Origin of the sequence: Allobosea sp. TAF32, assembly GCF_052113585.1 — a bacterium.
Classification (GTDB): Bacteria; Pseudomonadota; Alphaproteobacteria; order Rhizobiales; family Beijerinckiaceae; genus Allobosea.
Window position 1 is genome coordinate 45,253 of record NZ_JBFRDM010000002.1, and the last position, 26,368, is coordinate 71,620.

General features: G+C 66.3%; 28 protein-coding genes and 1 other RNA gene. 20 read left to right on the plus strand and 9 right to left on the minus strand.

What is annotated here, in order from left to right:
- Nucleotides 1-87 precede the first annotated feature (87 nt).
- Both AB4Z16_RS04640 and AB4Z16_RS04645 read left to right on the plus strand, forming a co-directional pair.
- Complete coding sequence (locus AB4Z16_RS04640; RefSeq protein WP_441510173.1) at nt 88-1,761, plus strand: formate--tetrahydrofolate ligase; 1,674 nt, start codon at nt 88-90, stop codon at nt 1,759-1,761.
- Nucleotides 1,762-1,846: 85 nt separating this feature from the next.
- The gene (locus AB4Z16_RS04645) at nt 1,847-2,992 is read left to right on the plus strand and encodes an alpha-D-ribose 1-methylphosphonate 5-triphosphate diphosphatase (RefSeq protein ID WP_441510174.1); all 1,146 of its coding nucleotides are present in this window, start codon (nt 1,847-1,849) and stop codon (nt 2,990-2,992) included.
- Nucleotides 2,993-2,997: 5 nt separating this feature from the next.
- Here AB4Z16_RS04645 and AB4Z16_RS04650 read toward each other — a convergent pair whose 3' ends face one another.
- Nucleotides 2,998-4,035, minus strand: a complete 1,038-nt coding sequence (locus AB4Z16_RS04650; protein ID WP_441510175.1) for an L-idonate 5-dehydrogenase — start codon at nt 4,033-4,035, stop codon at nt 2,998-3,000.
- A 252-nt stretch (nt 4,036-4,287) separates the two neighbouring features.
- Here AB4Z16_RS04650 and AB4Z16_RS04655 point away from each other — a divergent pair, with 252 nt between their 5' ends.
- Complete coding sequence (locus AB4Z16_RS04655; RefSeq protein WP_441510176.1) at nt 4,288-5,055, plus strand: SDR family NAD(P)-dependent oxidoreductase; 768 nt, start codon at nt 4,288-4,290, stop codon at nt 5,053-5,055.
- A gap of 133 nt (nt 5,056-5,188) precedes the next feature.
- Here the strand turns inward: AB4Z16_RS04655 and glmM are convergent, their stop codons facing one another.
- From glmM to ybgF, 4 genes are all read right to left on the minus strand, one after another.
- Nucleotides 5,189-6,532, minus strand: coding sequence for a phosphoglucosamine mutase (glmM, locus tag AB4Z16_RS04660; protein ID WP_441510177.1), 1,344 nt, complete (start codon nt 6,530-6,532; stop codon nt 5,189-5,191).
- 162 nt (nt 6,533-6,694) lie between these two features.
- A complete protein-coding gene (gene ftsH / locus AB4Z16_RS04665) occupies nt 6,695-8,620 on the minus strand; it encodes an ATP-dependent zinc metalloprotease FtsH (RefSeq protein ID WP_441510178.1) in 1,926 nt (641 codons plus the stop codon).
- Nucleotides 8,621-8,729: 109 nt separating this feature from the next.
- The gene (tilS, locus tag AB4Z16_RS04670) at nt 8,730-9,758 is read right to left on the minus strand and encodes a tRNA lysidine(34) synthetase TilS (protein WP_441510179.1); all 1,029 of its coding nucleotides are present in this window, start codon (nt 9,756-9,758) and stop codon (nt 8,730-8,732) included.
- A 26-nt stretch (nt 9,759-9,784) separates the two neighbouring features.
- Nucleotides 9,785-10,708, minus strand: a complete 924-nt coding sequence (ybgF, locus tag AB4Z16_RS04675; protein ID WP_441510180.1) for a tol-pal system protein YbgF — start codon at nt 10,706-10,708, stop codon at nt 9,785-9,787.
- A gap of 154 nt (nt 10,709-10,862) precedes the next feature.
- On the opposite strand from ybgF, the gene ssrS reads away from it, so the two are divergent.
- From ssrS to AB4Z16_RS04690, 3 genes are all read left to right on the plus strand, one after another.
- Nucleotides 10,863-11,019, plus strand: a non-coding RNA gene (gene ssrS / locus AB4Z16_RS04680) — 6S RNA.
- A gap of 8 nt (nt 11,020-11,027) precedes the next feature.
- On the plus strand, nt 11,028-11,627 hold the full coding sequence (locus AB4Z16_RS04685; protein ID WP_441510181.1) for a 5-formyltetrahydrofolate cyclo-ligase: 600 nt from the start codon (nt 11,028-11,030) through the stop codon (nt 11,625-11,627).
- Between the two features lie 200 nt (nt 11,628-11,827).
- On the plus strand, nt 11,828-12,652 hold the full coding sequence (locus AB4Z16_RS04690) for a TIGR00282 family metallophosphoesterase (protein WP_441510182.1): 825 nt from the start codon (nt 11,828-11,830) through the stop codon (nt 12,650-12,652).
- Between the two features lie 20 nt (nt 12,653-12,672).
- Here the strand turns inward: AB4Z16_RS04690 and AB4Z16_RS04695 are convergent, their stop codons facing one another.
- Nucleotides 12,673-14,028, minus strand: a complete 1,356-nt coding sequence (locus AB4Z16_RS04695) for a methyl-accepting chemotaxis protein (RefSeq protein WP_441510183.1) — start codon at nt 14,026-14,028, stop codon at nt 12,673-12,675.
- A gap of 220 nt (nt 14,029-14,248) precedes the next feature.
- Between AB4Z16_RS04695 and AB4Z16_RS04700 the strand changes: the two genes are divergently transcribed.
- Nucleotides 14,249-14,995, plus strand: coding sequence for a YebC/PmpR family DNA-binding transcriptional regulator (locus tag AB4Z16_RS04700; RefSeq protein ID WP_441510184.1), 747 nt, complete (start codon nt 14,249-14,251; stop codon nt 14,993-14,995).
- Nucleotides 14,996-15,101: 106 nt separating this feature from the next.
- On the opposite strand, the gene AB4Z16_RS04705 is transcribed toward AB4Z16_RS04700, so the two are convergent.
- A complete protein-coding gene (locus AB4Z16_RS04705) occupies nt 15,102-15,881 on the minus strand; it encodes a sulfite exporter TauE/SafE family protein (protein WP_441510185.1) in 780 nt (259 codons plus the stop codon).
- Nucleotides 15,882-16,035: 154 nt separating this feature from the next.
- On the opposite strand from AB4Z16_RS04705, the gene ruvC reads away from it, so the two are divergent.
- From ruvC to AB4Z16_RS04740, 7 genes are read left to right on the plus strand one after another with little or no spacing between them, the layout of a single operon-like run.
- Nucleotides 16,036-16,551, plus strand: coding sequence for a crossover junction endodeoxyribonuclease RuvC (gene ruvC / locus AB4Z16_RS04710; protein WP_441510186.1), 516 nt, complete (start codon nt 16,036-16,038; stop codon nt 16,549-16,551).
- Nucleotides 16,552-16,576: 25 nt separating this feature from the next.
- The gene (ruvA, locus tag AB4Z16_RS04715; RefSeq protein ID WP_441510187.1) at nt 16,577-17,194 is read left to right on the plus strand and encodes a Holliday junction branch migration protein RuvA; all 618 of its coding nucleotides are present in this window, start codon (nt 16,577-16,579) and stop codon (nt 17,192-17,194) included.
- Nucleotides 17,191-17,682 (plus strand): GNAT family N-acetyltransferase, encoded by a 492-nt coding sequence (locus tag AB4Z16_RS04720; RefSeq protein WP_441510188.1) that lies wholly within the window; start codon nt 17,191-17,193, stop codon nt 17,680-17,682. The genes ruvA and AB4Z16_RS04720 overlap by 4 nt, the downstream gene beginning before the upstream one ends.
- Nucleotides 17,679-17,846, plus strand: coding sequence for a hypothetical protein (locus AB4Z16_RS04725; RefSeq protein ID WP_441510189.1), 168 nt, complete (start codon nt 17,679-17,681; stop codon nt 17,844-17,846). The genes AB4Z16_RS04720 and AB4Z16_RS04725 overlap by 4 nt, the downstream gene beginning before the upstream one ends.
- Complete coding sequence (locus tag AB4Z16_RS04730) at nt 17,843-18,469, plus strand: hypothetical protein (protein ID WP_441510190.1); 627 nt, start codon at nt 17,843-17,845, stop codon at nt 18,467-18,469. The genes AB4Z16_RS04725 and AB4Z16_RS04730 overlap by 4 nt, the downstream gene beginning before the upstream one ends.
- Complete coding sequence (gene ruvB, locus AB4Z16_RS04735) at nt 18,466-19,512, plus strand: Holliday junction branch migration DNA helicase RuvB (protein ID WP_441510191.1); 1,047 nt, start codon at nt 18,466-18,468, stop codon at nt 19,510-19,512. Before AB4Z16_RS04730 ends, ruvB begins: the two co-directional genes overlap by 4 nt.
- Nucleotides 19,509-20,054 carry a DUF3828 domain-containing protein gene (locus tag AB4Z16_RS04740; protein ID WP_441510192.1) on the plus strand — a complete coding sequence of 182 codons (546 nt, stop codon included), beginning with the start codon at nt 19,509-19,511 and terminating at the stop codon, nt 20,052-20,054. Before ruvB ends, AB4Z16_RS04740 begins: the two co-directional genes overlap by 4 nt.
- Before the next feature lie 197 nt (nt 20,055-20,251).
- Here the strand turns inward: AB4Z16_RS04740 and AB4Z16_RS04745 are convergent, their stop codons facing one another.
- Nucleotides 20,252-20,767, minus strand: a complete 516-nt coding sequence (locus AB4Z16_RS04745; protein WP_441510193.1) for a hypothetical protein — start codon at nt 20,765-20,767, stop codon at nt 20,252-20,254.
- Between the two features lie 108 nt (nt 20,768-20,875).
- On the opposite strand from AB4Z16_RS04745, the gene ybgC reads away from it, so the two are divergent.
- The 3 genes from ybgC (at nt 20,876) to AB4Z16_RS04760 (ending at nt 22,545) form a co-directional block, all read left to right on the plus strand.
- Nucleotides 20,876-21,280: a tol-pal system-associated acyl-CoA thioesterase gene (gene ybgC, locus AB4Z16_RS04750; protein ID WP_441510194.1), complete on the plus strand. Its 405-nt coding sequence runs from the start codon at nt 20,876-20,878 to the stop codon at nt 21,278-21,280.
- A gap of 55 nt (nt 21,281-21,335) precedes the next feature.
- The gene (locus tag AB4Z16_RS04755; protein ID WP_441510195.1) at nt 21,336-21,992 is read left to right on the plus strand and encodes a TetR/AcrR family transcriptional regulator; all 657 of its coding nucleotides are present in this window, start codon (nt 21,336-21,338) and stop codon (nt 21,990-21,992) included.
- Between the two features lie 94 nt (nt 21,993-22,086).
- Complete coding sequence (locus AB4Z16_RS04760) at nt 22,087-22,545, plus strand: DUF2852 domain-containing protein (RefSeq protein ID WP_441510196.1); 459 nt, start codon at nt 22,087-22,089, stop codon at nt 22,543-22,545.
- A 178-nt stretch (nt 22,546-22,723) separates the two neighbouring features.
- Here the strand turns inward: AB4Z16_RS04760 and AB4Z16_RS04765 are convergent, their stop codons facing one another.
- Nucleotides 22,724-23,305 (minus strand): hypothetical protein, encoded by a 582-nt coding sequence (locus tag AB4Z16_RS04765; protein WP_441510197.1) that lies wholly within the window; start codon nt 23,303-23,305, stop codon nt 22,724-22,726.
- 651 nt (nt 23,306-23,956) lie between these two features.
- Between AB4Z16_RS04765 and tolQ the strand changes: the two genes are divergently transcribed.
- Genes tolQ through tolA form a run of 3 tightly spaced genes read left to right on the plus strand, consistent with a single transcriptional unit; the run spans nt 23,957 to nt 26,366 of the window.
- A complete protein-coding gene (gene tolQ, locus AB4Z16_RS04770) occupies nt 23,957-24,667 on the plus strand; it encodes a protein TolQ (RefSeq protein ID WP_441510198.1) in 711 nt (236 codons plus the stop codon).
- Nucleotides 24,668-24,678: 11 nt separating this feature from the next.
- Nucleotides 24,679-25,128 (plus strand): protein TolR, encoded by a 450-nt coding sequence (tolR, locus tag AB4Z16_RS04775; RefSeq protein WP_441510199.1) that lies wholly within the window; start codon nt 24,679-24,681, stop codon nt 25,126-25,128.
- Between the two features lie 29 nt (nt 25,129-25,157).
- A complete protein-coding gene (gene tolA, locus AB4Z16_RS04780; RefSeq protein WP_441510200.1) occupies nt 25,158-26,366 on the plus strand; it encodes a cell envelope integrity protein TolA in 1,209 nt (402 codons plus the stop codon).
- Nucleotides 26,367-26,368: the final 2 nt, after the last annotated feature.

Below are 26,368 nucleotides of genomic sequence, written 5' to 3' on the forward strand. Positions count from 1 at the left end.
GCTGGCGGCGACGGACGTTTCACGCCAGTGTCGCCGCGGCTCTGCCCCCGGGGAGGCGCGGAGCAAGTACAGTCTCCGAGAGGACGGATGCCGACCGATATCGAGATCGCGCGCGCCGCGACGCTTCAACCTATCGCCGCTATTGCCGAGCAGGCGGGCATTCCTTCGGAGGCGCTCAATCCCTACGGCAAGCATATCGCCAAGATCGACACCCAGGCGATCCCCGACTTCGAAACGCGGCCGGACGGCAAGCTGATCCTGGTCACGGCGATCAGCCCGACACCGGCCGGCGAAGGCAAGACCACGACGACGGTCGGTCTCGGGGACGGCCTGTCCCGCATCGGCAAGCGCGCGCTGATCGCACTCCGCGAGCCCTCTCTCGGCCCCTGCTTCGGCGTCAAGGGCGGCGCGGCCGGGGGCGGCTATGCCCAGGTCGTACCGATGGAGCAGATCAATCTGCATTTCACCGGCGACTTCCACGCCATCACCAGCGCCCATAATTTGCTCGCGGCCATGGTCGACAACCATGTCTACTGGGGCAACGGGCTGGAATTCGACACCCGGCACATCGCCTGGCGACGCGTGCTCGACATGAACGACCGGGCGCTGCGCTCGACAGTCTCCTCGCTCGGCGGCCCCGGCAACGGCTTTCCGCGCGAGGACGGCTTCGACATCACCGTCGCCTCGGAGGTCATGGCGATCTTCTGCCTGGCGCGCGACGCGACCGACCTCGAGGAGCGTCTCGGCCGCATCGTCGTCGGCCGCACCCGCGACAAGCGCCTGATCACCGCCTCCGACCTCAAGGCGACCGGCGCGATGAGCGTCCTGCTCAAGGACGCGCTGATGCCGAATCTGGTGCAGACGCTGGAAGGCACGCCCGCCTTCGTCCATGGCGGCCCCTTCGCCAACATCGCCCATGGCTGCAATTCGGTGATCGCGACACGCGCCGCGCTCAAACTCGCCGACTACGTCGTCACCGAGGCCGGCTTCGGCGCCGATCTCGGCGCCGAGAAGTTCTTCGACATCAAATGCCGCAAGGCCGGGCTCAAGCCCGCTGCGGCTGTCGTCGTCGCCACAGTGCGCGCCCTCAAGATGCATGGCGGCGTCGCCAAGGACGAGCTCGGCCAGGAGAACCTCAAGGCGCTGGAAGCCGGCATGGCCAACCTCGCTCGCCATGTCCAGAACATCCGCAAATTCGGTGTGCCGCCGATCGTCGCGATCAATCACTTCGCTACCGACACGGCGGCCGAGCACGATCTGATCCGCCACTACTGCCGCAACCATCTTGGTGCCGAGGCGATCGTCTGCCGGCACTGGGCCGAGGGAGGCGCCGGCGCCGAGGAGCTCGCCCGCAAGGTCGCCGCGCTCACCGACGAGGACGACGCCGATTTCGCCCCGCTCTACCCCGACGAGATGCCGCTGCGGGAGAAGCTGGAGACGATCGCCCGCGAGATCTACGGGGCTGCAGGCGTCGGCGTCGACGGCAGGCTGCGTGACCGCCTGGCCGAGCTGGAGGCGGCCGGCTTCGGTAACCTGCCGATCTGCGTCGCCAAGACCCAGTATTCCTTCTCGGCCGACCCGGCGCTGCGTGGCGCCCCCTCCGGCCATATCGTGCCGCTGCGCGAGCTCAGGCTTTCGGCCGGCGCGGGCTTCGTCGTCGCGATCTGCGGAGACATCATGACGATGCCCGGCCTGCCGCGTCATCCGGCGGCCGAGCGTATCCATATCGACGCGCTGGGGCGGATCGAAGGGTTGTTCTGACGGCTCTTCCCATGGCTGCCGTCACGCCTTCGTCATGTGGCTCGTCGAAGCGGCGCGCCTCGGCATCGAAAGCGGGGCGGCAAAGATGAGCATGAAGATCACGGGCGGCCAAGCGCTCCTCGACGAACTCGTCACGACGGACGTCGCGCTCGACGGAGGTCGGATCGCTTCGCTGGGTGGGGGCACGCAAACGGCGGACCTCGTAATCCACGCCCAAGGCTGTCTTGTCCTGCCGGGCATCGTCGACTGCCATGGCGATGCCTTCGAGCGCCACATCATGCCGCGCCCGGGCGTTGCCTTCGACATCGATCTGGCGCTGCGTGACGCCGACCGGGCTCTCCTGGCGAGCGGCATCACCACCGCCTTCCACGGCGTCACCTGGTCCTGGGAACCGGGCCTGCGCGGTGCGGAGAACGCGCGCCGGCTGGTCGAACGCATCGCCGCGCTCAAGCCGGAATTGGGCGCCGATACCCGCTTCCACATGCGCCACGAGACCTTCAACCTCGATGCCGAGGACGAGATAGCCGCGTGGCTCGCCGAGGGGCGCATCGGCGTCCTCGCCTTCAACGACCACACCGAGGGCACCCTGAAATCCCGCCACCGGCCGGACAAGGTCGGCAAGATGGTCGAGCGCACGGGCCTGAGCCACGGCGAATTCATGGAGCTCGTCGATCGCGTCTATGCCCGCAAGGGCGAGGTGGCGGGCTCGATCATCAGGCTGGCCGAGGCGGCGCGCAAAGCCGGGGTGCCGATCATGTCCCATGACGACATGAGCCCTGAGATGCGGCGGGAACATCGCGCGCTCGGAATCGCCGTCGCCGAATTCCCGATCAACGAAGCGACGGCGCATGAAGCAGCCGGGGCTGGAGAGGCGATCGTCTTCGGCGCGCCCAACGTGGTGCGCGGCGGCTCGCATACGGGTTGCCCGGCTGCCGAGGAGATGGTGCGCCAGGGGCTCTGCACCATCCTGGCCTCTGACTATTATTACCCGGCGCTGCCGCTCGCGCCCTTCCTGCTGGCCGAGCGTGGCGCGGCCTCCTTCGCCGCAGCCTGGAAGCTTGTCTCGGAGAACCCGGCGACGGCGCTGGGATTGACCGACCGCGGCCGGATCGCGCCGGGCCTGAGGGCCGACCTCGTCCTCGTCAGACCCGAGCCCACACCGCGTGTGGTGGCGACCATCGCCGGCGGGCGGCTCGTCCATCTCGCCGACCCGAGCTTGCTCACCGGCTGAGGCGTTCAGGCAAAATCGAGCTGCACCTTGATCGCCTTCGACTTGTCGGCGGCAAGATCGAAGGCCTCGACCGCTCGGTCGACCGGGATCGTCGCCGTCAGCAGCGGCGAGAGATCGATGTTCCCGGAGCCGATCATCGCCACCGCCCAGTCGAACTCCTCATGGAAACGGAAGGAACCGCGCAGGTCGAATTCCTTGGCGACGAGGACATTCATCGGCAGCGTGAACTGGCCGCCAACGCCGATCTGCACGATGACGCCGCCCGGCCTGATCACGTCGAAGGCGCCGGTCAGCGCATGCTGATTGCCGGAGGCCTCGAACATCACGTCGAACGCGCCCTTCTCGGGCCCGTATTCCGCCTTCAGCCGATAGGGCTCGGCCGCGACATTGACGGTTGCGCTCGCGCCCATCTTCCGCGCAATCGGTAGCGGCCCGTCGACGACATCCGTCGCGACGATCTCGGCGGCGCCCGCCGCTTTCGCGGCCACGATGGTGAGCGCGCCGATCGGCCCCGCTCCCGTCACCAGCACGCGCTTGCCGAGCAACGGCCCCGCACGCTTGGCGGCATGGAGGCAGACCGAGAGCGGCTCGGCGAAGGCGGCCTCGGCAGCGGTGACATGTGGCGCGACCTTCACCGCCTGCCGCTCCTCGACGACGAGCACGTCGCGGAAGCCGCCCTGCACATGCGGGAAGCGCATCGCCGAGCCGTAGAAAAGCATGTCGGTGCAGTGCTGCTGCAGTCCCATCTGACAGTAGCGGCAATGGCCACAGGCCCGGCTCGGATTGACCGCGACGCGATCGCCCGGCTGCACCCGCGAGACCTCGCCGCCGACCGCCTCGACCCGGCCGGCGATCTCATGGCCGAGGATCATCGGCTCCCGCACGCGGATCGTGCCGAAGCCCCCATGGAGATAATAGTGCAGGTCGGAGCCGCAGATGCCGCCGGCCTCGATCCTCACGCGGACGTCGCGCGGTCCCAATTCAGGCGCCGTGGTCGGCTCGACGCGCAGATCCTTCTCGGCATGAATAACGACGGCCCGCATGGTGGCTCTCCCTGATCCGACTGGCCTGCTTTTCTCAGCCCTCATCCTGAGGAACCGCGAAGCGGCGTCTCGAAGGCTGATCCAGCGCCCTCGGGGGCCTCCTTCGAGACGCAAGGCTTGCGCCTTGCTCCTCATGATGACGGCCGAGAAAGCCAATCCATCATTGTCTAATCGATTGAAACCTGCTTACCCAAAGATGCAGTCTTTGCGCAAACCGAATTTGCTCACACCAGAACGCTGCGAGGATACGCCATGTCGCTGTCGCTGTTCAGTCTCGAAGGCAAGATCGCGCTGGTCACCGGCTCCGGCCAGGGCATCGGTCTGGCGCTCGCAGACGGCCTGTCGGAGGCCGGCGCCCATGTCGTGCTGAACGGCCGCGACAAGGCCAAGCTCGAACGTGCCCAGCAGGCGCTCACAGCGGCCGGCCGCAAGGCCTCCATCGCCCCCTTCGACGTCACCGACCAGAAGGCGGTCGAGGCAGGCATCTCCGCGATCGAGGCCGAGATCGGCCCGATCGACATCCTCATCAACAATGCCGGCATGCAGAAGCGCGCGCCGATCACCGAATTCCCGGTCGAGGGCTGGCACGAAGTGATGAACACCAACCTGCATTCGGTGTTCTACGTCACTCAGGCGGTGGCTAAGCGGATGGTGCCGCGCAAACGTGGCAAGATCATCAGTATCGGCTCGGTGATGAGCGAGCTCGGCCGCGCCACCATCATCCCCTACACCGCCTCGAAGGGCGCGGTGAAGATGATGACGCGGGGACTCGCCGCCGAGCTCGGCAAGCACAATATCCAGGCCAACGCCATCGGCCCCGGCTATTTCGCCACCGAGATCAATGCCGCGCTGATCGCGGACGAAGCTTTCTCGAACTGGGTTTCCACCCGCACTCCGGCCGGGCGCTGGGGCGAGACGAAGGAACTCGTCGGCGCCGCCATCTTCCTGTCCGCGGCGGCATCCGACTACGTCAACGGCCACCTGCTGATGGTCGACGGTGGCCTGACCGCGGTGGTGTGAGGACGCCTCAGCCGGCCTTCTCGGGCAGCGTCAGCTGACCCGAGAAGCGCGGAACGAGACGGCAGGAGGAGACAGCACAAAAGCCTCCTCCGGCTGGAGATGCTCGGGTCGAACCCGAGCATGACGCCTGGGCTCAGGCCGCGGCCTTCGTCACCGCATCGACCACATCGTCCACGGCGCGCTCGACCAGATCGCGGTCGTCGCCCTCCGCCATGACGCGGATCACCGGTTCGGTTCCGGACGGGCGGATCACCAGGCGCCCGCTATCGCCCAGCAACTGCTTCGCCGCCTCGATCGCGCTGATCACGGGCTGTTCCTCCAGCGGCTTGCCGGCCTTGTAGCGCACATTCTTGAGAATCTGCGGCAGCGGCTCGAAGCAGTGGCAGACCTCCGAGACCGGCTTGTCCATCCGCTGGACCACCGCGAGCAGTTGCAGCGCTGCGACGAGGCCGTCGCCGGTCGTGCCGAAATCCGAAAGGATGATATGGCCGGACTGCTCGCCCCCAAGGTTGAAGCCGTGGTTGCGCATATGCTCCAGCACATAGCGGTCTCCGACCGCCGTGCGCGCCAATGAGAGGCCCAGCCCCGCCAGATAACGCTCCAGCCCGAGATTGGACATCACGGTTGCGACGATACCCGGGGCCGAGAGACGGCCGTCTTCCATCCAGCTGCGCGCGATCACGGCCATGAGCTGGTCGCCATCGACGATATGGCCGTGCTCGTCGACGATCAGCACGCGGTCGGCGTCGCCATCCAGCGCAATGCCGACATCGGCGCGCATCTCCTTGACCTTCTCGATCAGCGTCGAAGGATGGGTCGAGCCGATCTCGCGGTTGATGTTGAAGCCGTCGGGCTCGACGCCGATGGTGATGACCTCGGCGCCCAGCTCCCAGAGCGCTTGCGGCGCTACCTTATAGGCGGCGCCATTGGCGCAATCGAGCACGATGCGCAGGCCTTCAAGGCTCAGATTGCGTGGCAGCGTCCGCTTGGCGAACTCGACATAGCGCGCATCGGCACTGTCGATGCGCTTGGCCCGGCCGAGCGCCGGCGACGTCGCCAGGCGCGGGCCGAGATCGGCGTCGATCAGCGCCTCGATCTCCCGCTCGACCTCGTCGTTGAGCTTGTAGCCATCGGGCCCGAACAGCTTGATGCCGTTATCCTCATAGGCGTTGTGCGAGGCCGAGATCATCACGCCGAGATCCGCGCGCATTGAGCGCGTCAGCATGGCGACGGCCGGCGTCGGCATCGGGCCGAGCAGCAACACGTCCATGCCGACCGCGGTGAAACCGGCGACCATGGCATATTCGATCATATAGCCGGAGAGGCGGGTATCCTTGCCGATCACGACCCGATGGCGATATTCGCCGCGGCGGAAGGCGAGCCCAGTCGCCTGGCCGACCTTCATGGCAAGGTCGGGCGTGATGACGCCGTTCGCGCGCCCGCGAATGCCGTCGGTTCCGAAATATTTGCGCGTCATTGCGTTCCGCTTCCGAGGGGCTGCAACGCCCGATTGTGCGTGTTCTATAGCCAAAAAATCTTTCCGCCTTCTCACAAATTATGACGGAACGTGACATCGTGGCCGGTCAAACAGAAAGGGCGGCCGCTGAGGCCGCCCGTTCCTTCAACGCTGCTTGATGCATCAGACCTGCGGCTGCGGCTCCATGCCCGCATCCGGCTCGCCGCGCTTGCGGCCCTTGCCGGCGCTCGGCACGGCCGAACCGCGCGGGGCGTGCGGGGTGTCGTCGAGATCGCGCGAGGGGCGCTTGCCGGCGATCAGGTCGCGGATCTCCTCGCCCGTCAGCGTCTCGAATTCGAGCAGCGCCTCGGCCACCGAAACGAACTCGTCATGGTGCTCGGTCAGGATCTTCTTGGCGTCCTGATAGCCATTGTCGACGAGGCGCTTGACCTCGGCGTCGATCTTCTGGGCGGTTGCCTCGGAGACCGACTGGCTGCGGCCCATCGACATGCCCAGGAAGACCTCTTCCTGGTTGTCGCCATAGGCGACCATGCCGAGCTCGTCCGAATAGCCCATCTGCGTGACCATGGCCTTGGCCATCTTGGTCGCCTGCTGGATGTCGCCGGTCGCGCCTGAGGTGACGTTCTCGCGGCCGAAGGTCATCTCCTCCGCCACGCGCCCACCCATGGCGACCGCGAGCTGCGAGGTGAACTCCTTGAACTTCATCGAGTAGCGGTCGCCCTCCGGCAGGAACTTGACCATGCCGAGCGCACGGCCGCGCGGAATGATCGTCGCCTTGTGGACGGGGATGCCGGCCGGGACATAGAGACCGACGATCGCATGGCCGGCCTCGTGATAGGCGGTCAGCTTCTTCTCTTCCTCGGACATCGCCATCGACTTGCGCTCGGCGCCCATCATGACCTTGTCCTTGGCGTCCTCGAACTCGGCATGGGTGACCATGCGCTTGCCACGACGGGCCGCCAGCAGCGCGGCTTCGTTGACGAGATTCATCAGGTCCGCGCCGGAGAAGCCGGGGGTGCCACGGGCGAGGATCTTGAGATCGACGTCAGGGGCCATCGGCACCTTGCGGACATGAACCTTGAGGATCTTCTCGCGGCCGGCAACATCCGGGTTCGGCACGACGATCTGGCGGTCGAAGCGGCCCGGGCGCAGCAGCGCCGGGTCGAGCACGTCCGGACGGTTGGTCGCGGCGATGATGATCACGCCCTCGTTCGGCTCGAAGCCGTCCATCTCGACGAGGAGCTGGTTCAGCGTCTGCTCGCGCTCGTCATTGCCGCCGCCGAGGCCAGCGCCGCGATGACGGCCGACCGCGTCGATTTCGTCGATGAAGATGATGCAGGGCGCATTCTTCTTGGCCTGCTCGAACATGTCGCGGACGCGGCTCGCGCCGACGCCGACGAACATCTCGACGAAATCAGAGCCCGAGATGGTGAAGAACGGCACATTGGCCTCACCCGCGACGGCGCGCGCCGTGAGGGTCTTGCCGGTGCCGGGAGGGCCGACGAGCAGCACGCCGCGCGGGATGCGCCCGCCCAGCCGCTGGAACTTCTGCGGATCACGCAGGAACTCGACGATCTCCTGCAGGTCTTCCTTGGCCTCGTCGATGCCCGCGACGTCCTCGAAGGTGACGCGGCCATGCGCCTCGGTCAGCAGCTTGGCCTTCGACTTGCCGAAGCCCATCGCCCGGCCGGCGCCATTCTGCATCTGGCGGGACATGAAGATCCACAGGCCGATGAAGATGACGAAGGGCAGCGAATTGACCAGCAGCGCCATGAACCACGGCGTGCCCTCGGACGGCGCACGGGCCGACACCTGCACACCCTTCTGCGCCATGGTCTTCAGGAGGTTGGGGTCGCCATAGGGCGCATAGGTCACGAAATTGCGGCCATCGGAGAAGCTGCCGGAAATCTCCTGTCCGGCAACCACGACATTGGCGACACGCCCGGCTTCAGCCTCGTTGATGAGCTGGCTGTAGGGGATTTCGTTGGTGCTCGCGCGCTGGCTTGGGCTCTGGAACAGAGTCACCAGCGCCAGGACGAGAAGGAAAATCACCACCCAGAGGGCGAAATTACGAAAATTCGGATTCATCACCAGTCCGATCGGGCCTGCCGGACCAACCGGATAAGGCCAAGGGTTTACTGGACTAATCTAGGAGCGGCGGTCGCCCTTGCCAAGGGAAACAGAAGACGTAGGGGCACTAAGATGTCGCAGGGTGAACCCCGCGTCGCCGCGGCGGCTCCCGTTCGAGGAGCAGAACGCCGTCGGAGCCGAGCCTTATCATGCAGCCGGACAATGTCCGTCTCATGGCAGAACCTGTCTTCGTCGCGGCACGCAGCGCCTGCACGCAATCCTCCAGCCGTTCCAGCCGACGGTAGCGGTCGCCGGTGGTCACGATGGCATCGAGCGCCCGCCCGACCACGCGCAGAACGATCTCGTCCGGCTCAGCCATCAGCGCCGAAAAATCGAGCCGCAGCCGGTCCTCGCCCGCCTCTCGCGGCAAATCGACCGCTGCAAACACGGCCTGCGCGCGCTGGCTCGCCGCAGCGTCCAGCCGCGCCATCCTTTCCGCCATCCGCCCGAAGCGCTCGGCCGTCAGCCCCTCCTCAGCGAGAACCGGCATGATCTCGCGCCAGCGAACACGCTCGAAGCGCTGGTCGGCATTGCTCGGATCGCTGGCGAAAGGAAGGCCCCGCGCCCGGGCGGCCGCAATGAGCCGCGCCTTCGGGAGGCCGAGAAGCGGGCGGATGAGCTTGACACCGTCCTTCACGGTTCGGGCCCGCATCCCGACGAGACCGGACGGGCCGGAGCCATGGGCGAGCCGCATCAGCATCGTCTCGGCCTGATCGTCGAGCGTGTGGGCAGTCACGAGAGCGGCGCCGCCGAGCCGCTTCGCCTCTCCCGCCAGCAGCGCGTAACGGGCGTGCCGGGCCGCAGCCTGGATACCCCTTGCGGGCTTCTCTCCCTCCCAGCGCAGGATCGCATGCGCGATGCCGAGGCGCGCGCACAGCGCGGCGACGGCGGCGGCCTCCGCCGCGGCCTCCGGCCTCAAGCCATGGTCGACGGTCGCGGCATGGAGCAAGGGCCGGCCCGGAGCGCGCGCCCATTCGGCCAGCAGCCCCAGCAACGCGACCGAATCCGGTCCGCCTGAAACCGCCGCGAGCAGAGAGCGCTCCTGCGTCAGCCCCAGAAAGAGTTCGCCGGCCTCGACAGGCGAGACGGGCGGCACATACGTTTCATTCTGTGGCAGCGCGCTCAAGCGCAGCCGGAGCGACGGCGCTCGCGCGCCACGCCCTGACGCACCGCATTGGACGCCGACGGATAATCGACGCCGACCTTGGCATAGGTCGCGCAGGCCTGGTCCTTGGCGCCGAGCCCGTTCAGCGCCATGCCGAGCTTGAGTAGGCTGTCCGGCGCCTTGGTCGCCTTCGGCGATTCCCGCGAGATCTTCAGGAACTGTTCGGCCGCCTCGCGATAGCGCTGCCGCTGCAGATAGCTCTCGCCGAGCCAATAGGTGGCGTCGACCGCCAGCCGGTCGCGCGGATAGCTCTGCAGGAACTGGCGAAAGCCCATCTCGGCCTGCTCGTATTCCCGGCGCTGAAGCGAGGCGAAGGCGAGGTCGTAGGCCTCCTTGGCGCTCTGCGGACCGCTGGCGGCCGCGACGCTCGCCCCCCGCGGCATGGCCTGCGACAGGCCGCCCTGTGGAACGGGGCGTCCGACGCCCTGCAGGTCGAGCGGCCGGCCCGTGGCCGGTCCGCCACCATCCTCATCCTCGATGATGCCGGCGATCCCGCCGCCGAGCTGCTGCGGCGCACCGGCCGCGCCCTGCTGCATCGTCGGATCGAAGGCGTCGCCACGGCGCTGACGCTGCGGCGCCGCAGGGGCGCCACCACTCGGCGCTGCCGCACCTGGACGCCCGCCGCCCTTCTCGTTCAGGCGGAAATCGACATCTTCCTGGAACTTGCGCACCTGTTCGCTGAGGCGGCGGTTCTCGAACTGGAGCTGCTCGATCTGGCCGGACATCTGGCGCAGCTGGTTCTCCAGCCGCGTCGTGCGCACCAGCAGGTCAGCGGCATCCTGCGCCGAGCCGGGCACGGCCCCGCCGAACAGCGCAGCGGCACAAGCGAGCGCACCCAGCCCCGAACGGGAAAGATGACGGGCAAGGATCGAAGGAAGCATCGATGAAACCGGTTTTCCGAACATGTCGCGCTTTCCTATATCACTTGCTCACCACGGCCAAAATATGAACATTTTCATGGCGCCCCCGCACATTTGGGCGCGGGCCGGAAAATCGCCTCTGGCGCTTTGCCGGCGGCTTGCTTACATTGGCGAAGCGGGGCTGCCTGGTGCGTGAGAGACAGCATTCCCCGGGCCCATACGACTCCCTAGGGAGCTGTCCCTGTCCGGATCCTTGGAACCGGACACACGGCGCCCACCTACTTCTGTAGGTGTCCCGGGATTCAAAACTCCACGGCCGAGGTGGCTCCGCAGCCTGACCATGACGACGACGCGTCCCGATACGCCTTTCATCCCCCCGGTCTCCCCTTCCCCACGCAAGGCCGCGCTTCGCGACGCCGCACTGACCCGCCGCGACGCGCTGGATCTCGACAGCCGGCTCGACTGGGATCAGGACATCGCCGCCCGCGTCCTCGCTCTGCCCGTCTGGGACAGCCCCGGCCCGGTCTCCGCCTATTGGCCGATGCGCTCGGAGGCCGATCCGCGCCCGATCCTCGAAGCGCTGCATGGACGCGGTTTGCCGCTCTGCCTGCCGGCAATCGTCGAGAAGCGCATGATCTTCCGCCGTTGGGCGCCCTATGAGCCGATCGTGCCCGGCGGCTTCGGCACGCTCGTACCGGCTCCCGCCGAGCCCGAGACGAAGCCCGCCATCCTGATCGTGCCGCTCGCAGCCTTCGACCGGCGCGGCCACCGCATCGGCTACGGCAAGGGCTATTACGACCGGGCTCTGACGGAGCTGGGGCCGACCGTCAGCATCGGCATCGGCTACGCCGCACAGGAGATCGAGGCCATGCCGGACGAGCCGCATGACCGACGCCTCGACTGGATCGTGACCGAGCGCGACACCATCCGCTGCGGTTGATTCCGGCAGGCTTTCGGGTCACGGAAGAGGACAGAACTGCCATTCCACAGCCCTCATCCTGAGGAGCCGCGGAACGCGGCGTCTCGAAGGATGTTTCAGTGGGCTCCCGCACCTCCTGGAACATCCTTCGGGACTCGCCTTCGGCGCTCCTCAGGATGTGGGCTTGTATGGCCAACCGCCTTTGCGCGTCCGGAGTCCACATGCGTTTTCTCTTCCTCGGTGACATCGTCGGCCGCCCCGGCCGGATCGCGGTTCAGGAGCGTTTGCCGGCACTGCGCGAGGCCTGGAAGCTCGACTGCGTCGTCATCAACGGCGAGAACTCCGCCGGCGGCTTCGGCATCACCGAGGCGATCTGCGACGAGATCCTCGCCGCCGGCGCTGATGTCGTCACCCTCGGCAACCATTCCTGGGACCAGCGCGAGGCGCTTGTCTTCATCACCAGGCAGGACCGGCTGATCCGCCCGGCGAACTACCCGCCCGGCACGCCCGGCCGCGGCGCCACCGTGATCGAGGCGCGCAACGGCGCCCGCGTCCTCGTCGTCAACGTCATGGGCCGGCTCTTCATGGACCCGCTCGACGACCCCTTCGCCGCAGTCGAGCGCGAGCTCGCCGCTTGCCCGCTCGGCGAGGTCGCGGACGCCGTCATCGTCGACGTTCATGCCGAGGCGACGAGCGAAAAGCAGGCCATGGCCTATTTCCTCGATGGCCGCGCCAGCCTCGTCGTCGGCACCCACACCCACGCACCGACCTCCGACACACGCATCCTCCCGGCAGGCACGGCCTATCAGTCCGATGCCGGGATGTGCGGCGATTATGATTCCGTGCTCGGCATGCAGAAGGACGAGCCGGTGCGCCGCTTCCTGCAGAAGGTGCCGGGCGCGCGGCTGGAGCCGGCCACCGGCGAAGGCACGCTGTCTGGCGTCGCAGTCGATATCGATGATGCGACCGGTCTCGCGAAGGCGGTCTGGGCCGTGCGGGTCGGCCCGCATCTCAGCGAGGCCCTGCCCGGCTGGGCGCAGGGCTGACCCACAGGAGCCTGCGCGTCTCAGACCGCGCGGTGCTGGCGAACCAGATCGTCGAAGGCGTGGTTCAGGCTCTCGGCTTGGCGGGACAGGGTGCCCGCCACGTCGAGCACGTCATGCACCGCCTTGCCGGCCTGCTGTGCGCGGTCGTTCAGGTGCACGATGGTTTCGGCGTTGGCCTGCGTGCCCATCGCCGCCTGATCGGCGCTGCGGGCGATTTCCTGCGTGGCGGCGCGCTGCTCGTCGATGCTGGCCGCGACCGCGCCGGCGATGCCGTTCACCTGGCTGACGAAGGCGACGATGCTCTCGATCGCCGTCACCGCCTCGCGCGTCGCCGCCTGCATGGCCGGGACCTGGGCCGCGATTTCGTCCGTGGCCTTGGCGGTGCGTGATGACAGCTGCTTCACCTCCGTAGCCACCACCGCGAAGCCCCGCCCGGTCTCGCCGGCGCGTGCGGCCTCGATCGTGGCATTGAGCGCAAGCAGATTGGTCTGGCTGGCGATCGTCTGGATCATCTCCACGACCGAGCCGATCGTCTCCGCCGAAAGAGCAAGACTCTTGACGATGGCATCGGTCTTCTGGGCCGCGACATGGGCCTCATGCGCCATGGTCGAGGCCCGCACCACCTCCGCCGCGACATGGTCGAGAGAGATCGACAGCTCGTTCGTCGCGGTCGCGACATTGCTGACATTGTCCGAAGCGCTGCCCGCCGCCCCCGCGGCCCGTTTGGCCTGCGCGCTGGTCTCGCCGACCACGTCCTCGACCGAGGCCGCGAGCCGCTCCACCTTGCCGGCGCTCGCATTCACCGCGCCGACAACCTCTCTCACCGTGACCTCGAACGCCTCGATCTGCTGGCGCGTGCGGTCGCGGTTCTCCTGCTGGACGACGGCATAGGTCTCGAGCAGCAGCTCCAGGTCGAGCTGGGTCGCCTTGGAGAGCGCCGTGCGCGTCGCGATCCGCCGGTCGAGCTCGCGTCTCTGCCAGAAGCTCGACAGCCCCATCATGCTCTGCCGGTCGAGCCCGAGCTCGACGATGATCGCGTTCGAGACGATCGCGTGGCAGATCACTACCGCATAGATCGGCACGCCATGGTCGTGAAAGGCAGTCGCCAACTTTCGCGCCGACTCGATGTAACCCTCCCGAAGATCGCCGGAAGCGAGCCTGATCCAGTGCGCCAGCCGCCGCTCGTGGACGTCCGGCTGGCGCAGAGCCTGCGCAATTTCCGGCCAGGGCGCGAATTGCTCGTGCAGTTCCTCAAGCAGTTGCGGCAGCCGGTTACGCGCGAAGCCCGACAGCGAAGCGAGAAGCTCGATATCCTCGTTGAAGATCCGGAAGGCGCGAAAGCGGTGTTCCTGCGCGGCGATGGAGTTGGATGTCACTGGTTCACGAGCTTGAAAGATGACGGCGTGGCGCACCGGCATGTTGCTCGGCCATGGCAAAGAATGGCTTAACGGCCGCTTCGCCGTCGATCTCGCCAACGAGAGCCCACTGGCGCTTGCCTGTCCCGGAAATCGGCGCCTATAAGGCCGTTCCGATCGCCCCGGCGCGCCGCGGGCGGTGTTTCCATGGTTCCATCATCTCAAAGGGCAGCGAGTCCCCATGGCCGGCCATTCACAGTTCAAGAACATCATGCACCGCAAGGGCAAGCAGGACGCGGTGCGCTCCAAGCTGTTCTCGAAGCTGGCCCGCGAAATCACCGTCGCCGCCAAGATGGGCATGCCCGATATCAACATGAACCCGCGGCTGCGCATGGCGGTTCTCGCCGCCCGCGCCGAGAACATGCCGAAGGACAATATCCAGCGCGCCATCAACAAGGCCGCCGGCGGCGAAGGCGATAACTACGACGAAGTTCGCTACGAAGGCTACGGCCCGGGCGGCGCCGCCGTCATCGTCGAGGCGCTGACCGACAATCGCAACCGCACCGCCTCCGCCGTCCGCTCCTACTTCACCAAGGCCGGCGGCGCGCTCGGTGAGAGCAACTCGGTTTCCTTCATGTTCAACCGCGTCGGCGAGGTCAGCTATCCACCGGAGGCCGGCGACGCCGACAAGGTCATGGAAGCCGCGATCGAAGCCGGCGCCGACGATGTCGCCTCGGACGAGAGCGGCCATGTCATCACCTGCGCCTTCGACGCGCTGAACGAAGTTTCCAAGGCGCTTGAAGCTTCGCTTGGCGCCCCCGCCTCGGCCAAGCCGGTCTGGCGGCCGACCACGACCGCCCCGCTCGATGAGGAAAAAGCGGCATCGATGATGCGGTTGATGGAAGCGCTCGACAATGACGACGACGTCCAGAACGTCTTCGCCAATTTCGAGATCGCCGACGACATCATGGCCAAGCTCAGCGCCTGATATCAGCCTGCGTCATTCTCGGGCTTGACCCGAGAATGACGCGCCGGAAAAACGCCCGCACCTCCTCGTCACGAGATGCTCGGGTCAAGCCCGAGCATGACGGCCTTCATCGCCCGATCAGCGCATCCCAGAGCGGCAGGCTGATCAGCGCGCTCAGGAAGATCACCAGATAGGCGCCGCGCCGGAAGCTCTGCTCCGAGGCGAGGCGGAAGCCATGCGTGCCGGCCCACAGCCCGATGCCGTAGACCGCGAAGAGCGGCACCGCCATCAGTAGCGCGCCGAAGATGAGAATGCCCTTCCACCACAGCACGGCGCCGCTGATCAGCGTGGAAACGCCGAAGAAGGCCTGCATATTGGCCCGCGTCTTGTGCCGGTCGTTGCGCTGGGCGCCAAGCCAGAACACCGCGAGCGGCATGCCGCCGATCGAGGCCATGCCATTGAACAGGCCCGACAGCGCGCCCACCCCGAGCGAGAGCGGGATCGTCGGGCGCCCGTGATAGCGCCAGCCCGAGGCCATCAGCCCGACGGCGGCCAGCACCAGCGCGGCCAGCAGCCAGCGCATGGTTTCGCGGTCGAGCCAGATCAAGAGCCAGATGCCGGCCGGCAGGGCCAGGGTCGCCGTCAGCAGAAGCGGCAGGATCTCGCTCCATTCGGCCCGCCGGGCGCTTCTCGCCGCGATCGGCAGGGCGAAGGGCAGGTCGATGAACCAGATCAGCCCTAGCGCCGCCACCGGCCCGAGCACCATCGAGGCCAGCGGCATGAACACCATCGCAAAGCCGAAGCCGGTGAAGCCGCGCACCAACCCACCGAGCAGCGTCGCTGCGAGCAGGACGGCGATGCCGTCATAGGTCAGGCCGGGCATGAAGGCGGAGAGGCTGAAAGGCATGGCGTCGCATATGAGTAAGGCCGATCCGGCGAACCATGCCCGCCACGCTCCGGCAAGAACAACTTTCCTTTTTGATGCGATCGATGAGCGGAATTCATCTCCGCCCAAGTTCCGGGCGGGACAAATCCGAAACATCCGTTAGCTTGAGCCCGTCATGGCACCCGCGATTCGCATCATCGGCATCGACCCCGGCCTTCGGAAGACCGGCTGGGGCGTCGTCGTCTCGGAAGGCAGCAAGCTCTCCTTCGTCGCCTGCGGCTGCGTCGAGAGCGACGGCAGCCTCCCGCTCGGCGAACGCCTCCGGCAGTTGCACGAGGGACTGCACAAGATCATTGCCGCGCATTGCCCGCATGAGGCAGCGGTGGAAGAGACCTTCATCAACCGCGATCCGCAATCGGCGCTGAAGCTCGGCCAGGCCCGCGGCATCGCGCTGGTCGTGCCCTCGCTCGCGGGGTTGAGCGTCGCCGAATACGCCGCCAACCTCGTCAAGAAGACGGTGGTCGGCGTCGGCCACGCCGACAAGAAGCAGGTGCAGGCGATGATCCGCGTCTTGCTGCCGAAGGCCGAGACACGCTCGGCCGACGCGGCGGACGCGCTCGCCGTCGCGATCTGCCATGCCCAGCATCGCGGCATGAAGGCATTGGTCGCGCAGATGCGGGCGGCGGGTTGAGCGTGGCGGCCGGGGGACAGACACGATGATCGGCAAGCTCAAGGGCCTGATCGATTCCTACGGCGAGGACCACGTCATCATCGACGTGCAGGGCGTCGGCTATGTCGTGCAGTGCTCGGCGCGCACGCTCCAACGCCTGCCCAAGCCCGGCGAGGCGGCAGCGCTCTCGATCGAGACCCATGTCCGCGAGGATGCGATCCGCCTCTACGGCTTCATGTCCGACGTCGAGCGCGATTGGTTCCGGCTGATGCAGGTGGTGCAGGGCGTCGGCGCCAAGGTCGCGCTCGCCATCCTCTCGACGCTCGATCCCGGCAGCCTCGCGACCGCCATCGCCACCAACGACAAGGCCGCGATCGCCCGCGCGCCCGGCGTCGGCCCCAAGCTCGCCCAGCGGCTCTGCGCCGAGCTCAAGGACAAGGCGCCGGCCTTCGGCCATATCGACCCCGGGGTCGTCCAGCTTTCGGGCGCACTAGAAGACAGGAAGCTGCCGCAGCCCATTGCCGACGCCGTCTCGGCTCTCGCCAATCTCGGCTATCCTCAGGCCCAGGCCGTGGTCGCCGTGGCGGCTGCCGCCAAGGCGGCCGGCGACGGTGCCGGCACGGCCCAGCTGATCAAGCTGGGTCTAAAGGAACTGGCGAAGTGAGCGCACCGCCCGACGAGCTGGAACTGCGCATCGTCACCGACAAGACCGAGCTGTGTCGCATCATGCTGGCGAGTTGGGGCTCGCACAGCATGATGATCGACCTGCATGTCTATGACGTCGCCGAGATCGACGCGCTCGGCTTGTTCGAGCGCGATGGCAGGACGGCGGCATTGGCGAGCTGGACGGCGAGAGGCGACACCGCCTATCTCTGCGCGCTCCATTCGCTCCGTCCCGGCGAAGGCGTGGCGATCCAGATGCTCGACGCCGTCATCGCGGCCGCACGGATAGCGGGCGCGAAGAAGCTCAAGGCCATGCTGACCAACGACAACATGCCCGGCATGACCTTCTATCAGCGCCGCGGCTTTCGCCTTTCGGGGCTTTATCTCGAAGCCATCGACGCCTATCGCTCGGTCGTGCCGACGATCATCAAGACGGGTTACAAGGACATTCCGATCCACGACGCGCTCGAACTGGAGATGGCGCTGTGAGCGACCCCAAGCGCTCCGGGTTGCTGACGGCCGAACGCCGCGACGACGACAGCGAAACCTCGCTGCGGCCGCTCTCGCTCGCCGACTTCACCGGCCAGGCGGGCGGAGGCAACGCCGCCACGACACAACTCATCAAGCTGAGGCTCAAGGAGCTGGCGAAGTGAAGGTCGATGAAAAGCATATGCTTTCCAGTGCCGTTCAATTTTTCCTTGCTGGAGAGCGCTTAACACAAAGCATTAAATTTGCAGATTATCCCGAGCATATACTGATACCTTCGAACATAATTATGTATTCATTATCAGTAGAGATTATTCTGAAATTTTTTGCATATAAAATAAATCAAAATGTCATACACGGCCACATTATCAGTGAACTGTATAATTCATTGCCATTGCAAGATCAGGAACTAATCGCCTCTACTCCGCCAATCGGACCGACAAACGCAGGCGATCTATCTGATGACCTACGCTCCATAGATGGGAAAAATAGCGCTGGACGAAAAAAGAGCGCGTTTGAACTCTGGCGCTACGGCTATGAGAACGTCGAAATCAACCCTATATCGATAAATATACTACGTGATTTTTTTATATCGGCCCACAACGCTTCTCGGGTGAGATTTCCAAACTTGTCATCTTCTTATGAAGACGCCTGGGGTGGACTTAAATTTGACGATAGATGGAATGCTTGGCCTAGCGTGTGGTTCGAGGCTGTAGGATATGAAGAAGGTATGCAAGCGCAGGACGACAAGCGTATATTTCACGAAATTCTTCGTGAAAAAAAAGAATGACTAGTCCTCCTCGTCTCCTCTCCGCCGACAAGCGCGACGACGACAGCGAAACCTCGCTGCGGCCCCTCTCGCTCGCCGATTTCACCGGCCAGGCGGCCGCGCGCGCCAATCTCCAGGTCTTCATCAACGCCGCCAAGAGTCGGGGTGACGCCCTCGACCACGTTCTCTTCGTCGGCCCGCCCGGCCTCGGCAAGACGACGCTGGCCCAGATCGTGGCGCGCGAACTCGGCGTCAATTTCCGCTCGACTTCCGGGCCGGTCATCGCCAAGGCCGGCGACCTCGCCGCCCAGCTCACCAATCTCGAAGAGCGCGACGTGCTCTTCATCGACGAGATCCACCGCCTCAACCCCGCCGTCGAGGAAATCCTCTATCCGGCGATGGAGGATTACCAGCTCGACCTCATCATCGGCGAAGGCCCGGCGGCGCGCTCGGTCAAGATTGACCTGCCCAAATTCACGCTCGTCGGCGCCACCACCCGCGCCGGCTTGCTGACGACGCCGCTGCGCGACCGCTTCGGCATCCCCATTCGCTTGCAGTTCTACACGGTCGAGGAACTGCAGGGCATCGTCGCCCGCGGCGCCCGCGTGCTCGGCGTGCCGATGTCCGATGATGGCGCCAACGAGATCGCCAAGCGCTCGCGCGGCACGCCGCGCATCGCCGGACGGCTGCTCCGGCGCGTACGCGATTTCGCCATCGTCGACGGCGACCCGATCGTCACCCGCAAAGTCGCCGACAAGGCATTGTCGCTGCTCGATGTCGACGCCATCGGCCTCGACCAGATGGATCGGCGCTACCTGACGACGGTCGCCATCAATTTCGGCGGCGGCCCGGTCGGGATCGAGACGATCGCGGCCTCGCTCTCCGAGCCGCGCGACGCGATCGAGGAGATCATCGAGCCCTTCCTGCTCCAGCAGGGCTTCATCCAGCGCACGCCGCGCGGGCGGCTGCTGACCCCTCATGCCTTCCGCCATCTCGGCATGCCCGAGCCCTCACGCGAAACGGCGCAGTTCGGGCTGTTCGGAAACGACGAGGATGAGGCGTGAAACGGCTCCTTTGGAATTTCGCGCTCGCGCTCGCCCTGACCGGCCTTTTCGCTGTCCTTGCGGTTTCGGCCAGAGCCGACGACGATGTTCCGCGCGGGCCGGTGGAAGAAGGCTACGCTATCACGGCCAAAACGCTCGCAGCCAAGGGCAAGGCCCCGCCGCCGGCCTGGCGGCCGCCCCACCGTGACAAGCTGATGAGCAAGAGCCTGGCCGCGCTCTTCGCCCGCGACGACCTCTATCAGGATGAAAGCGGCGATATGGGCCAGATCGGCGCCGACCCCTTCCTCAACGGCCAGGATGGCGAGATCAAGAAGCTGAGCTTCGACACGATTCCCGTCGCGGCGGGCAAGGCGACCGTGCTGGCCAATTTCCGCAGCTTGGGCAAGCCCGTCACCGTCCAGTTCCAGGTGATCAGGGAGAATGGCGGCTGGCGCATCGACGACATCGTCAACCGCTTCGAGGGCAAGGATTATTCGATCCGCGAGCAGCTCTCGCAGCCCTATGACTGCGGCTCCTTCATGAACAAGCCCTGCAAGCGCTGAGCTCGGTAGAAAACACCCCGAGCCCTCATCCTGAGGAGCCATTCCGCCAGGAATGGCGTCTCGAAGGATGTTTCGGGAGGCTCAGAAACTCTCTGGAGCATCCTTCGAGACGCCGCGTGCCGCGGCTCCTCAGGATGAGGGCTCGGCTTTACCGAAAACTCCGAGCCCCCAGGGTGTCATCGGAACGCGCCGACTGATCAGCCGCTACGGCGCGCCATTTTCGCGCGCATCATGGCGGGGCGAGCACCGGCATCCTTGAGCGCGCCGGATTTCGCGGCCTTCGGATTCTCGACCGGTCGCATGCCCTTGCCGGCGGTGCGGCTCTTCGGGCGTTCCAGCGCGCTCTGGCGCTGCTTCAGGGCGAGCGCCTTGCGGGCGAGGCTGCGCTGGCTCGGCGCGCGCAGTTTGTCGGCCCGGCGGGTCTGCTCCGCCCCGACGCGCTTCAGCGCCACCGTCAGCGCATCGGCCTTGGCCTTGGTGCCGTGATTGTCCGAAGCCGGCCGCGTACCTTGCGGCGGCGCCTTGCCGCGGAACTCGCGGCGCTGCTGCCGGGCGATGTCTCGCGCGCGGTCGCGCTTCTCGCGCAGGATACGTGCGAGATCGCGCAGCCCGTCGTCCTTTTCGCCCGCGAGCTTGCCGCGCCGCGTGCGCCCCACAAGATCGAATTCGGATTTGTCGAGAAGTCGTTCGAGTGCCTTGGCCGATAACGACATGGATATCTCCGTAGCGTTGTTCCCCCGCCCCCCCGATCATGCTCCAGGCCACGCTTTTGTTCCCGCGGGTATTTGCTCGCGATGCGTCTCGCCTATATGCCGGCCTCCATGACCAGCCCCCATCAGATCACTGTCCGCGTCTATTATGAAGACACCGATTTCTCGGGCGTGGTCTACCACGCTTCCTATCTGCGCTTCATGGAGCGCGGGCGCACGGAGCTGATCCGCGCGCTCGGCATCGAGCAGCGCGAACTCTTCGACGGCGAGACCGCGCTGGGCTTTGCCGTGCGCAAGATGACGATCGACTTCCTGCGCCCCGCCGTGATGGATGACCTCCTCACCATCGAGACGCGCTGTGTCGTAGCGCGTGGCGCCACCATGGATCTGGAGCAGCGCGTGCTGCGCGGCGAGGATGAGCTGATCACCGCCGGGGTGACTGTCGCCTGCGTCGGTGGCGGCCGGGCCCGGCGCATACCGGACGGCCTGCGCAAGCGCCTGATGCTCGACGTCTGACGATGCCGCATCCGCCCATCGACGCGGGGCCCGCCCGCATGTTAGCGCTCTTAACATGAGCTGGAAGCGCGACAGACCCGAAACGCCCCGCGGCTATCACCACGGCAACCTCAAGGAGGAACTGGTGCGGGCCGCGCTCGGGCTGATCGGCGAGAAGGGGCCGAACGGCTTCACCTTCGCCGAGGCCGCGCGCATGGCCGGTGTCAGCCCGGCCGCGCCTTATCGCCATTTCCGCGACCGCGACGAATTGCTGGCCGATGTCGCGGCGCGCGGCTTCCAGGCCTTCGAGGCCGCCCTCGCCCGCGCCTGGGATCAAGGCCGGCCCGATCCCGAAACCGCCTTCCACCGGCTGGGGCGCGCCTATCTCGCCTTCGCCCATGATGAACCGGCTTATTATTCGGCGATGTTCGAGGCGGGCGTGCCGCTCGATGCCAGCCCCGAGCTGCGTGCGGCGGCCGATCGGGCCTTTGCCGGTCTGCGCCAGGCGGCCGAGGCGCTGATCGCCCAACTGCCGCAGGGCGAGCGCCCGCCAGCCCTGATGATGGCACTGCATGTCTGGGCGATGTCGCACGGCGTCGCCGCCCTGTTCGGCCGCGCCGATGGCGGGCGCCGGCCCCTGCCGATGTCGGCGGCCGAGCTGCTGGAGGCCGGCATGCTGATCTATCTCCAGGGCCTCGGCATCGGCCGCAAAGGCGCCGCCAAGCCCGACTAATTCTTTTCCGCGGGCCGACTTCTTGACAACCGGCAGTGTCGCGCGCATTTATGTAAATGTGATTTACATTCACGTCTTGTCATGAGAGGGAGCAATGCCGATCGTCGAGAAGTTGGACGAATATGGGAAGGGAGCCTGGATCGCCCTCGCGGTTCTCGGCTTCATCATGTTCTGGCCCCTGGGTCTGGCGACCCTGGCCTTTCTTTTCTGGAGTGGACGCATGGGTTGTGGGTACGCAGGAGACCGTTACGAGCACCGGATGAACCGCCTGCAGGACAAGATGGACCGCATGCGCGAGCGCATGGCCGGTCGTGACGGTCGCGGTTTCGGCGGCTTCGGCGGTTGGGGCCGCGGCGGCCCCTCCAGCGGCAACCGCGCCTTCGACGAGTACCGCGCCGAGACGCTGCGCCGGCTCGAAGACGAGCAGCGCGAGTTCCACGACTTCCTGGGCCGCCTGCGCATGGCCCGCGACAAGGCCGAGTTCGACCAGTTCATGGCCGACCGCCGCAACAACCCGCCGGCCAATCCTCCGGCCCAGCCTGACGCTGCCTGACGCGGCAGTTGAGCCGAGCCTCTATCGCGCCCGCCCCGGTCCGCCGGGGCGGGCTTTTCTTTTCGGCCGCGGCTTCGTCGCAACCATTCGCCAGGCGCGGGCGCGGCCGGACACGTCTCCTCGCCCAGGCAGTTCGGCCTGCCCCGCCCCCGGGGCAGGCGGCCCATGCGACCAGACGCTATTTGAGCGTGATGTAGAAGGCTTCCTCGAAGCTGAGATCCACCATGTCGCCGCGCTTGAACTTCTGCAGCCGCGCCTTCACGGCAGGGTCGACCACGGTGATCGAGCGCGGACCGAAGGGGCCGACATAACTCACCACGCCGCTGGCCGCATCGAAGCGCTCGAACTTGGCCGTCAGCGTCACCGATCGGGCGACGAACCGCTCCGGCAGGTTCTGGAAAGTCGAGCTGGCCCCGATTTCCGTATAGGTGATCCCGGGCTTGGCCCCTCGCCGGTTCGGCCTGACCTCGACGACCACACCTTCGACACGGCTGATGTCGACCGAGTCGCCCTCCCGCAGATTTTCGAGATTGCCGAACACTGGCGGGACTTGAACAAGCCACCTGTAGCCGCGCTGCTCGACCGTCACCTCACGGTTGGGCCGATCGATCGACACGACACGGACATTGAGGCGCTCGATCTCGACGGGACCGACGCCTGCAACGATCACGGTTTGGCTGGTAACTTCGGGGTAGGTGGCGCAACCCGCCAGACCCGCCGCGATTGAAATGGCAACAATCAGACCAATGTGCTTCGACATAGGAAACCTCTCCGCTGAAAAAAGGCAACTCCGGGTCAATGCTGGTGTCTTGTCGCGGATGAATTCCGCGACGACAGTCGTAGAGCGTTCCGAGATAAGTTTCAGCCCCGATTCTTGCCTGTCGTGATTGCGGCCGCGCCCACCCGGGGCTCGGCGAACTCCGAGGGGCCGATTCGGCCCTGCCGGCCGAAGGGCGTCTCGGATGGCGCCGGCGGACCGCGCTCAGGACGGATCAGCGCCGTTTCCGGACATGTTCCCCGGGCCTTGTCTTCGTAGCCCGCGCGGGACATCTGCAGGGAATGCTGGCCGCTACTTGCAGCGGAGCAGCTGAATCAAGCGCTCACGCCGTGGTTGACGAGCGCTCCCCATCGCCGCCGGGGCCCGTCATCGCAGCATCGCACGGGGCGTATACCCGACATTAACCTTGCCGGATGCTTAACTCCTCTTGGAGCATGCGTTTCGTGGGAAACCCCGTTTCGGCCCATCTTTCGCCGAATTCGCGCGCGATTGACGGGGTACGGCATTTCCCCGATCGCGAAACGGGCGGCGGCGTGGGTCTCCTGCGACGCGAGCGGCGGGGTTTGGAGCCGGGGCTATGAACCTTGCAGGTTCGGGCTACCGGCGTACCGCCTGGTTGAGAAGGATGACAGGATGAACCCCGCCGACGTCGCGCAGGCCGCGCCACAGATCGACATGTCGTTCTGGACGCTGTTCTGGCATGCCCACATCGTCGTCAAGCTGGTGATGATGGGCCTGATCGGCGCCTCGATCTGGTGCTGGTCGATCATCATCGACAAGACGCTGCTCTATCGGCGCACGCGGCGCGACATGGACGCCTTCGAGGAGGTGTTCTGGTCCGGCCGCTCGCTGGAGGAGCTCTATCGCGACCTCGCCGGCAAGCCGGTTAACGACATGGCTGCGGTCTTCGTAGCCGCGATGCGCGAGTGGAAACGATCCTTCGAGAATGGCGGCCGCTCCGTCGCCAGCCTCTCCCAGCGTATCGACAAGGTGCTCGACGTCACCATCCAGCGTGAGACCGAGCGGCTGGAATCGAAGCTCCTGGTGCTCTCCACCATCGCTTCGGCCGCCCCCTTCATCGGCCTCTTCGGCACGGTCTGGGGCATCATGCACTCCTTCACCGCCATCGCGGTCTCCAAGAATTCCTCCCTCGCAGTGGTCGCACCCGGCATCGCCGAAGCGCTCTTCGCCACCGCGATCGGCCTCTTCGCCGCAATTCCCGCGCTGATGGCCTACAACAAGCTCCAGGCCGAGGTCGCCAAGGCTCAGGGCCGGCTCGAAGCCTTCGCCGACGAGTTCTCCGCGATCCTGTCGCGGCAGATCGACGAGCGGATGGCGGCGTGAGGGGCTGAATCATGGGCATGTCCGCCGCTACAGCCGCGAAGGGCGCCGGCCGCCGGGGCCGCCGCGGGCGCCGCCACGGCGCCATCGCCGAGATCAACATGACGCCGTTCATCGACGTCATGCTGGTGTTGCTCATCATCTTCATGGTCGCCGCGCCGCTGATCGCGACGGGCGTGCCGCTTGACCTGCCGCAGACCGGCGCCAAGCCGATCAATGTCGATCAGAAGCCGATCACCATCGCGATCGACAGCAAGGGGCAGATCTTCCTGCAGGACCAGCCGACGCTGGAGCCGGACCTTGTCAGCAAGCTGCAGGGCCTCGCCAAGCAGGGCTTCGACGAGCGCATCTATGTGCGCGGCGACAAGCAGGTGGATTACGGCCGGGTTGCTTCGGTGATGTCGACCATCACCTCGGCCGGCTTCAAGCGGGTCGCGCTGGTCACCGAGCCGGCGAGCCGCTGAGAGCGACGAGAAGTAGGGATGTTCAGGGCGTGAAGCTTACGACCTCCGAACCTGGCATGCTGGTGTCGGCGCTCGGCCACGTGACGGTCCTCGTCGCGGGGCTGCTGGCGTTTTCGGCGCCGACGCCGCTACCGGAGAACGAGGAGGCGATCGCCGTCGAGATCATCGATCCCAACGCGCTGAATCAGATTACGCGAGGCGAGCGCAGCGCCGAAAAGGTGCAGGCGCAGCCGACGCCGCGCGCCGAGCGCCAGTCCGACGTCGTCGAGCGCAAGGAAGCCGGCGAGGCCAAGACCGATACGCCTGCCCCGCCCTCGCGCCCGCCCGAGCTGAAGGTCGCCGAGGACAACGCCTCGACGCCGCCGCCGCCGGCCCGCCCGGTCGAATTGCCGAAGCCCGAAACCAAGCCGCCGGAGCCCGCCAAGCAGCCCCCGCAGAAAAGCGAGGCCGCGGCCGCTCGCGAAGCCGAGCAGAAGCGCGAGGAGCTGGCGAAGCTCGCCGAGGAGGCTGAGCTCGCCTCCAAGGCGAAGCAGGCCGAGGAGGCGGCGAAGGCCGCCGCCAAGGCCAAGGCGGAAGCCGAAGCCCAGGCTGCCAAGCGCGTCGCCGAAGCGAAGGCCAAGGCCGAGGCGCTCGCCAAGGCCGAAGCTGACAAGCAGGCCAAGGAGAACGCGGAAGCCGCCGCCAAGGCGAAGGCTGAGGCCGAGCAGAAGGCGAAGCTCGCCGCCGAAGCCAAGGCCAAGCAGGAGGCCGAGGCCAAGGCGAAGAAAGAGGCGCAGATCGCCAAGAACTTCAATGCCAGCGACATCGAGCGTCTGCTGCAGTCGAAGGAGAAGGCGCAGTCCTCTGGTTCATCGGCACCGCAGGTCAATCGCACCGCCTCGCTCGGTACTGAACGCGGCGCCGCGCAGAAACTCAGCCCCTCGCTGCGCGCCCAGCTCGTCGGCATCATCCAGGACCAGTTGCTGAAGTGCTGGAACGTGCCGATCGCTCTCGCCAACGCCCATGGCAACGGCAACATCGTTCCGTCCGTGCGGATGAAGCTCAACACCGACGGCTCGCTTGCCGGCCAGCCGGGCGTCATCAACTCCTCGTCCGACCCGCTCTTCCGTGTCGCCGCCGACTCGGCGCTGACCGCCACCCGCCGCTGCGCGCCTTTGCGCATTCCGGCTCAATTCGCCGCCTATTATGACGACTGGCGCGACGTCGTCGTCAATTTCGACGCAAGGGACGTCATGTGACC

Bases quoted from the DNA above. Each gene is read 5' to 3' on its own strand.
- AB4Z16_RS04640 (WP_441510173.1), top strand. From the start codon at position 88: ATGCCGACCGATATCGAGATCGCGCGCGCCGCGACGCTTCAACCTATC.
- AB4Z16_RS04645 (WP_441510174.1), top strand. From the start codon at position 1,847: ATGAGCATGAAGATCACGGGCGGCCAAGCGCTCCTCGACGAACTCGTC.
- AB4Z16_RS04650 (WP_441510175.1), bottom strand. From the start codon at position 4,035: ATGCGGGCCGTCGTTATTCATGCCGAGAAGGATCTGCGCGTCGAGCCG.
- AB4Z16_RS04655 (WP_441510176.1), top strand. From the start codon at position 4,288: ATGTCGCTGTCGCTGTTCAGTCTCGAAGGCAAGATCGCGCTGGTCACC.
- glmM (WP_441510177.1), bottom strand. From the start codon at position 6,532: ATGACGCGCAAATATTTCGGAACCGACGGCATTCGCGGGCGCGCGAAC.
- ftsH (WP_441510178.1), bottom strand. From the start codon at position 8,620: ATGAATCCGAATTTTCGTAATTTCGCCCTCTGGGTGGTGATTTTCCTT.
- ybgF (WP_441510180.1), bottom strand. From the start codon at position 10,708: ATGCTTCCTTCGATCCTTGCCCGTCATCTTTCCCGTTCGGGGCTGGGT.
- AB4Z16_RS04685 (WP_441510181.1), top strand. From the start codon at position 11,028: ATGACGACGACGCGTCCCGATACGCCTTTCATCCCCCCGGTCTCCCCT.
- AB4Z16_RS04690 (WP_441510182.1), top strand. From the start codon at position 11,828: ATGCGTTTTCTCTTCCTCGGTGACATCGTCGGCCGCCCCGGCCGGATC.
- AB4Z16_RS04700 (WP_441510184.1), top strand. From the start codon at position 14,249: ATGGCCGGCCATTCACAGTTCAAGAACATCATGCACCGCAAGGGCAAG.
- AB4Z16_RS04705 (WP_441510185.1), bottom strand. From the start codon at position 15,881: ATGCCTTTCAGCCTCTCCGCCTTCATGCCCGGCCTGACCTATGACGGC.
- ruvC (WP_441510186.1), top strand. From the start codon at position 16,036: ATGGCACCCGCGATTCGCATCATCGGCATCGACCCCGGCCTTCGGAAG.
- ruvA (WP_441510187.1), top strand. From the start codon at position 16,577: ATGATCGGCAAGCTCAAGGGCCTGATCGATTCCTACGGCGAGGACCAC.
- ruvB (WP_441510191.1), top strand. From the start codon at position 18,466: ATGACTAGTCCTCCTCGTCTCCTCTCCGCCGACAAGCGCGACGACGAC.
- AB4Z16_RS04745 (WP_441510193.1), bottom strand. From the start codon at position 20,767: ATGTCGTTATCGGCCAAGGCACTCGAACGACTTCTCGACAAATCCGAA.
- ybgC (WP_441510194.1), top strand. From the start codon at position 20,876: ATGACCAGCCCCCATCAGATCACTGTCCGCGTCTATTATGAAGACACC.
- AB4Z16_RS04755 (WP_441510195.1), top strand. From the start codon at position 21,336: ATGAGCTGGAAGCGCGACAGACCCGAAACGCCCCGCGGCTATCACCAC.
- AB4Z16_RS04760 (WP_441510196.1), top strand. From the start codon at position 22,087: ATGCCGATCGTCGAGAAGTTGGACGAATATGGGAAGGGAGCCTGGATC.
- AB4Z16_RS04765 (WP_441510197.1), bottom strand. From the start codon at position 23,305: ATGTCGAAGCACATTGGTCTGATTGTTGCCATTTCAATCGCGGCGGGT.
- tolQ (WP_441510198.1), top strand. From the start codon at position 23,957: ATGAACCCCGCCGACGTCGCGCAGGCCGCGCCACAGATCGACATGTCG.
- tolR (WP_441510199.1), top strand. From the start codon at position 24,679: ATGGGCATGTCCGCCGCTACAGCCGCGAAGGGCGCCGGCCGCCGGGGC.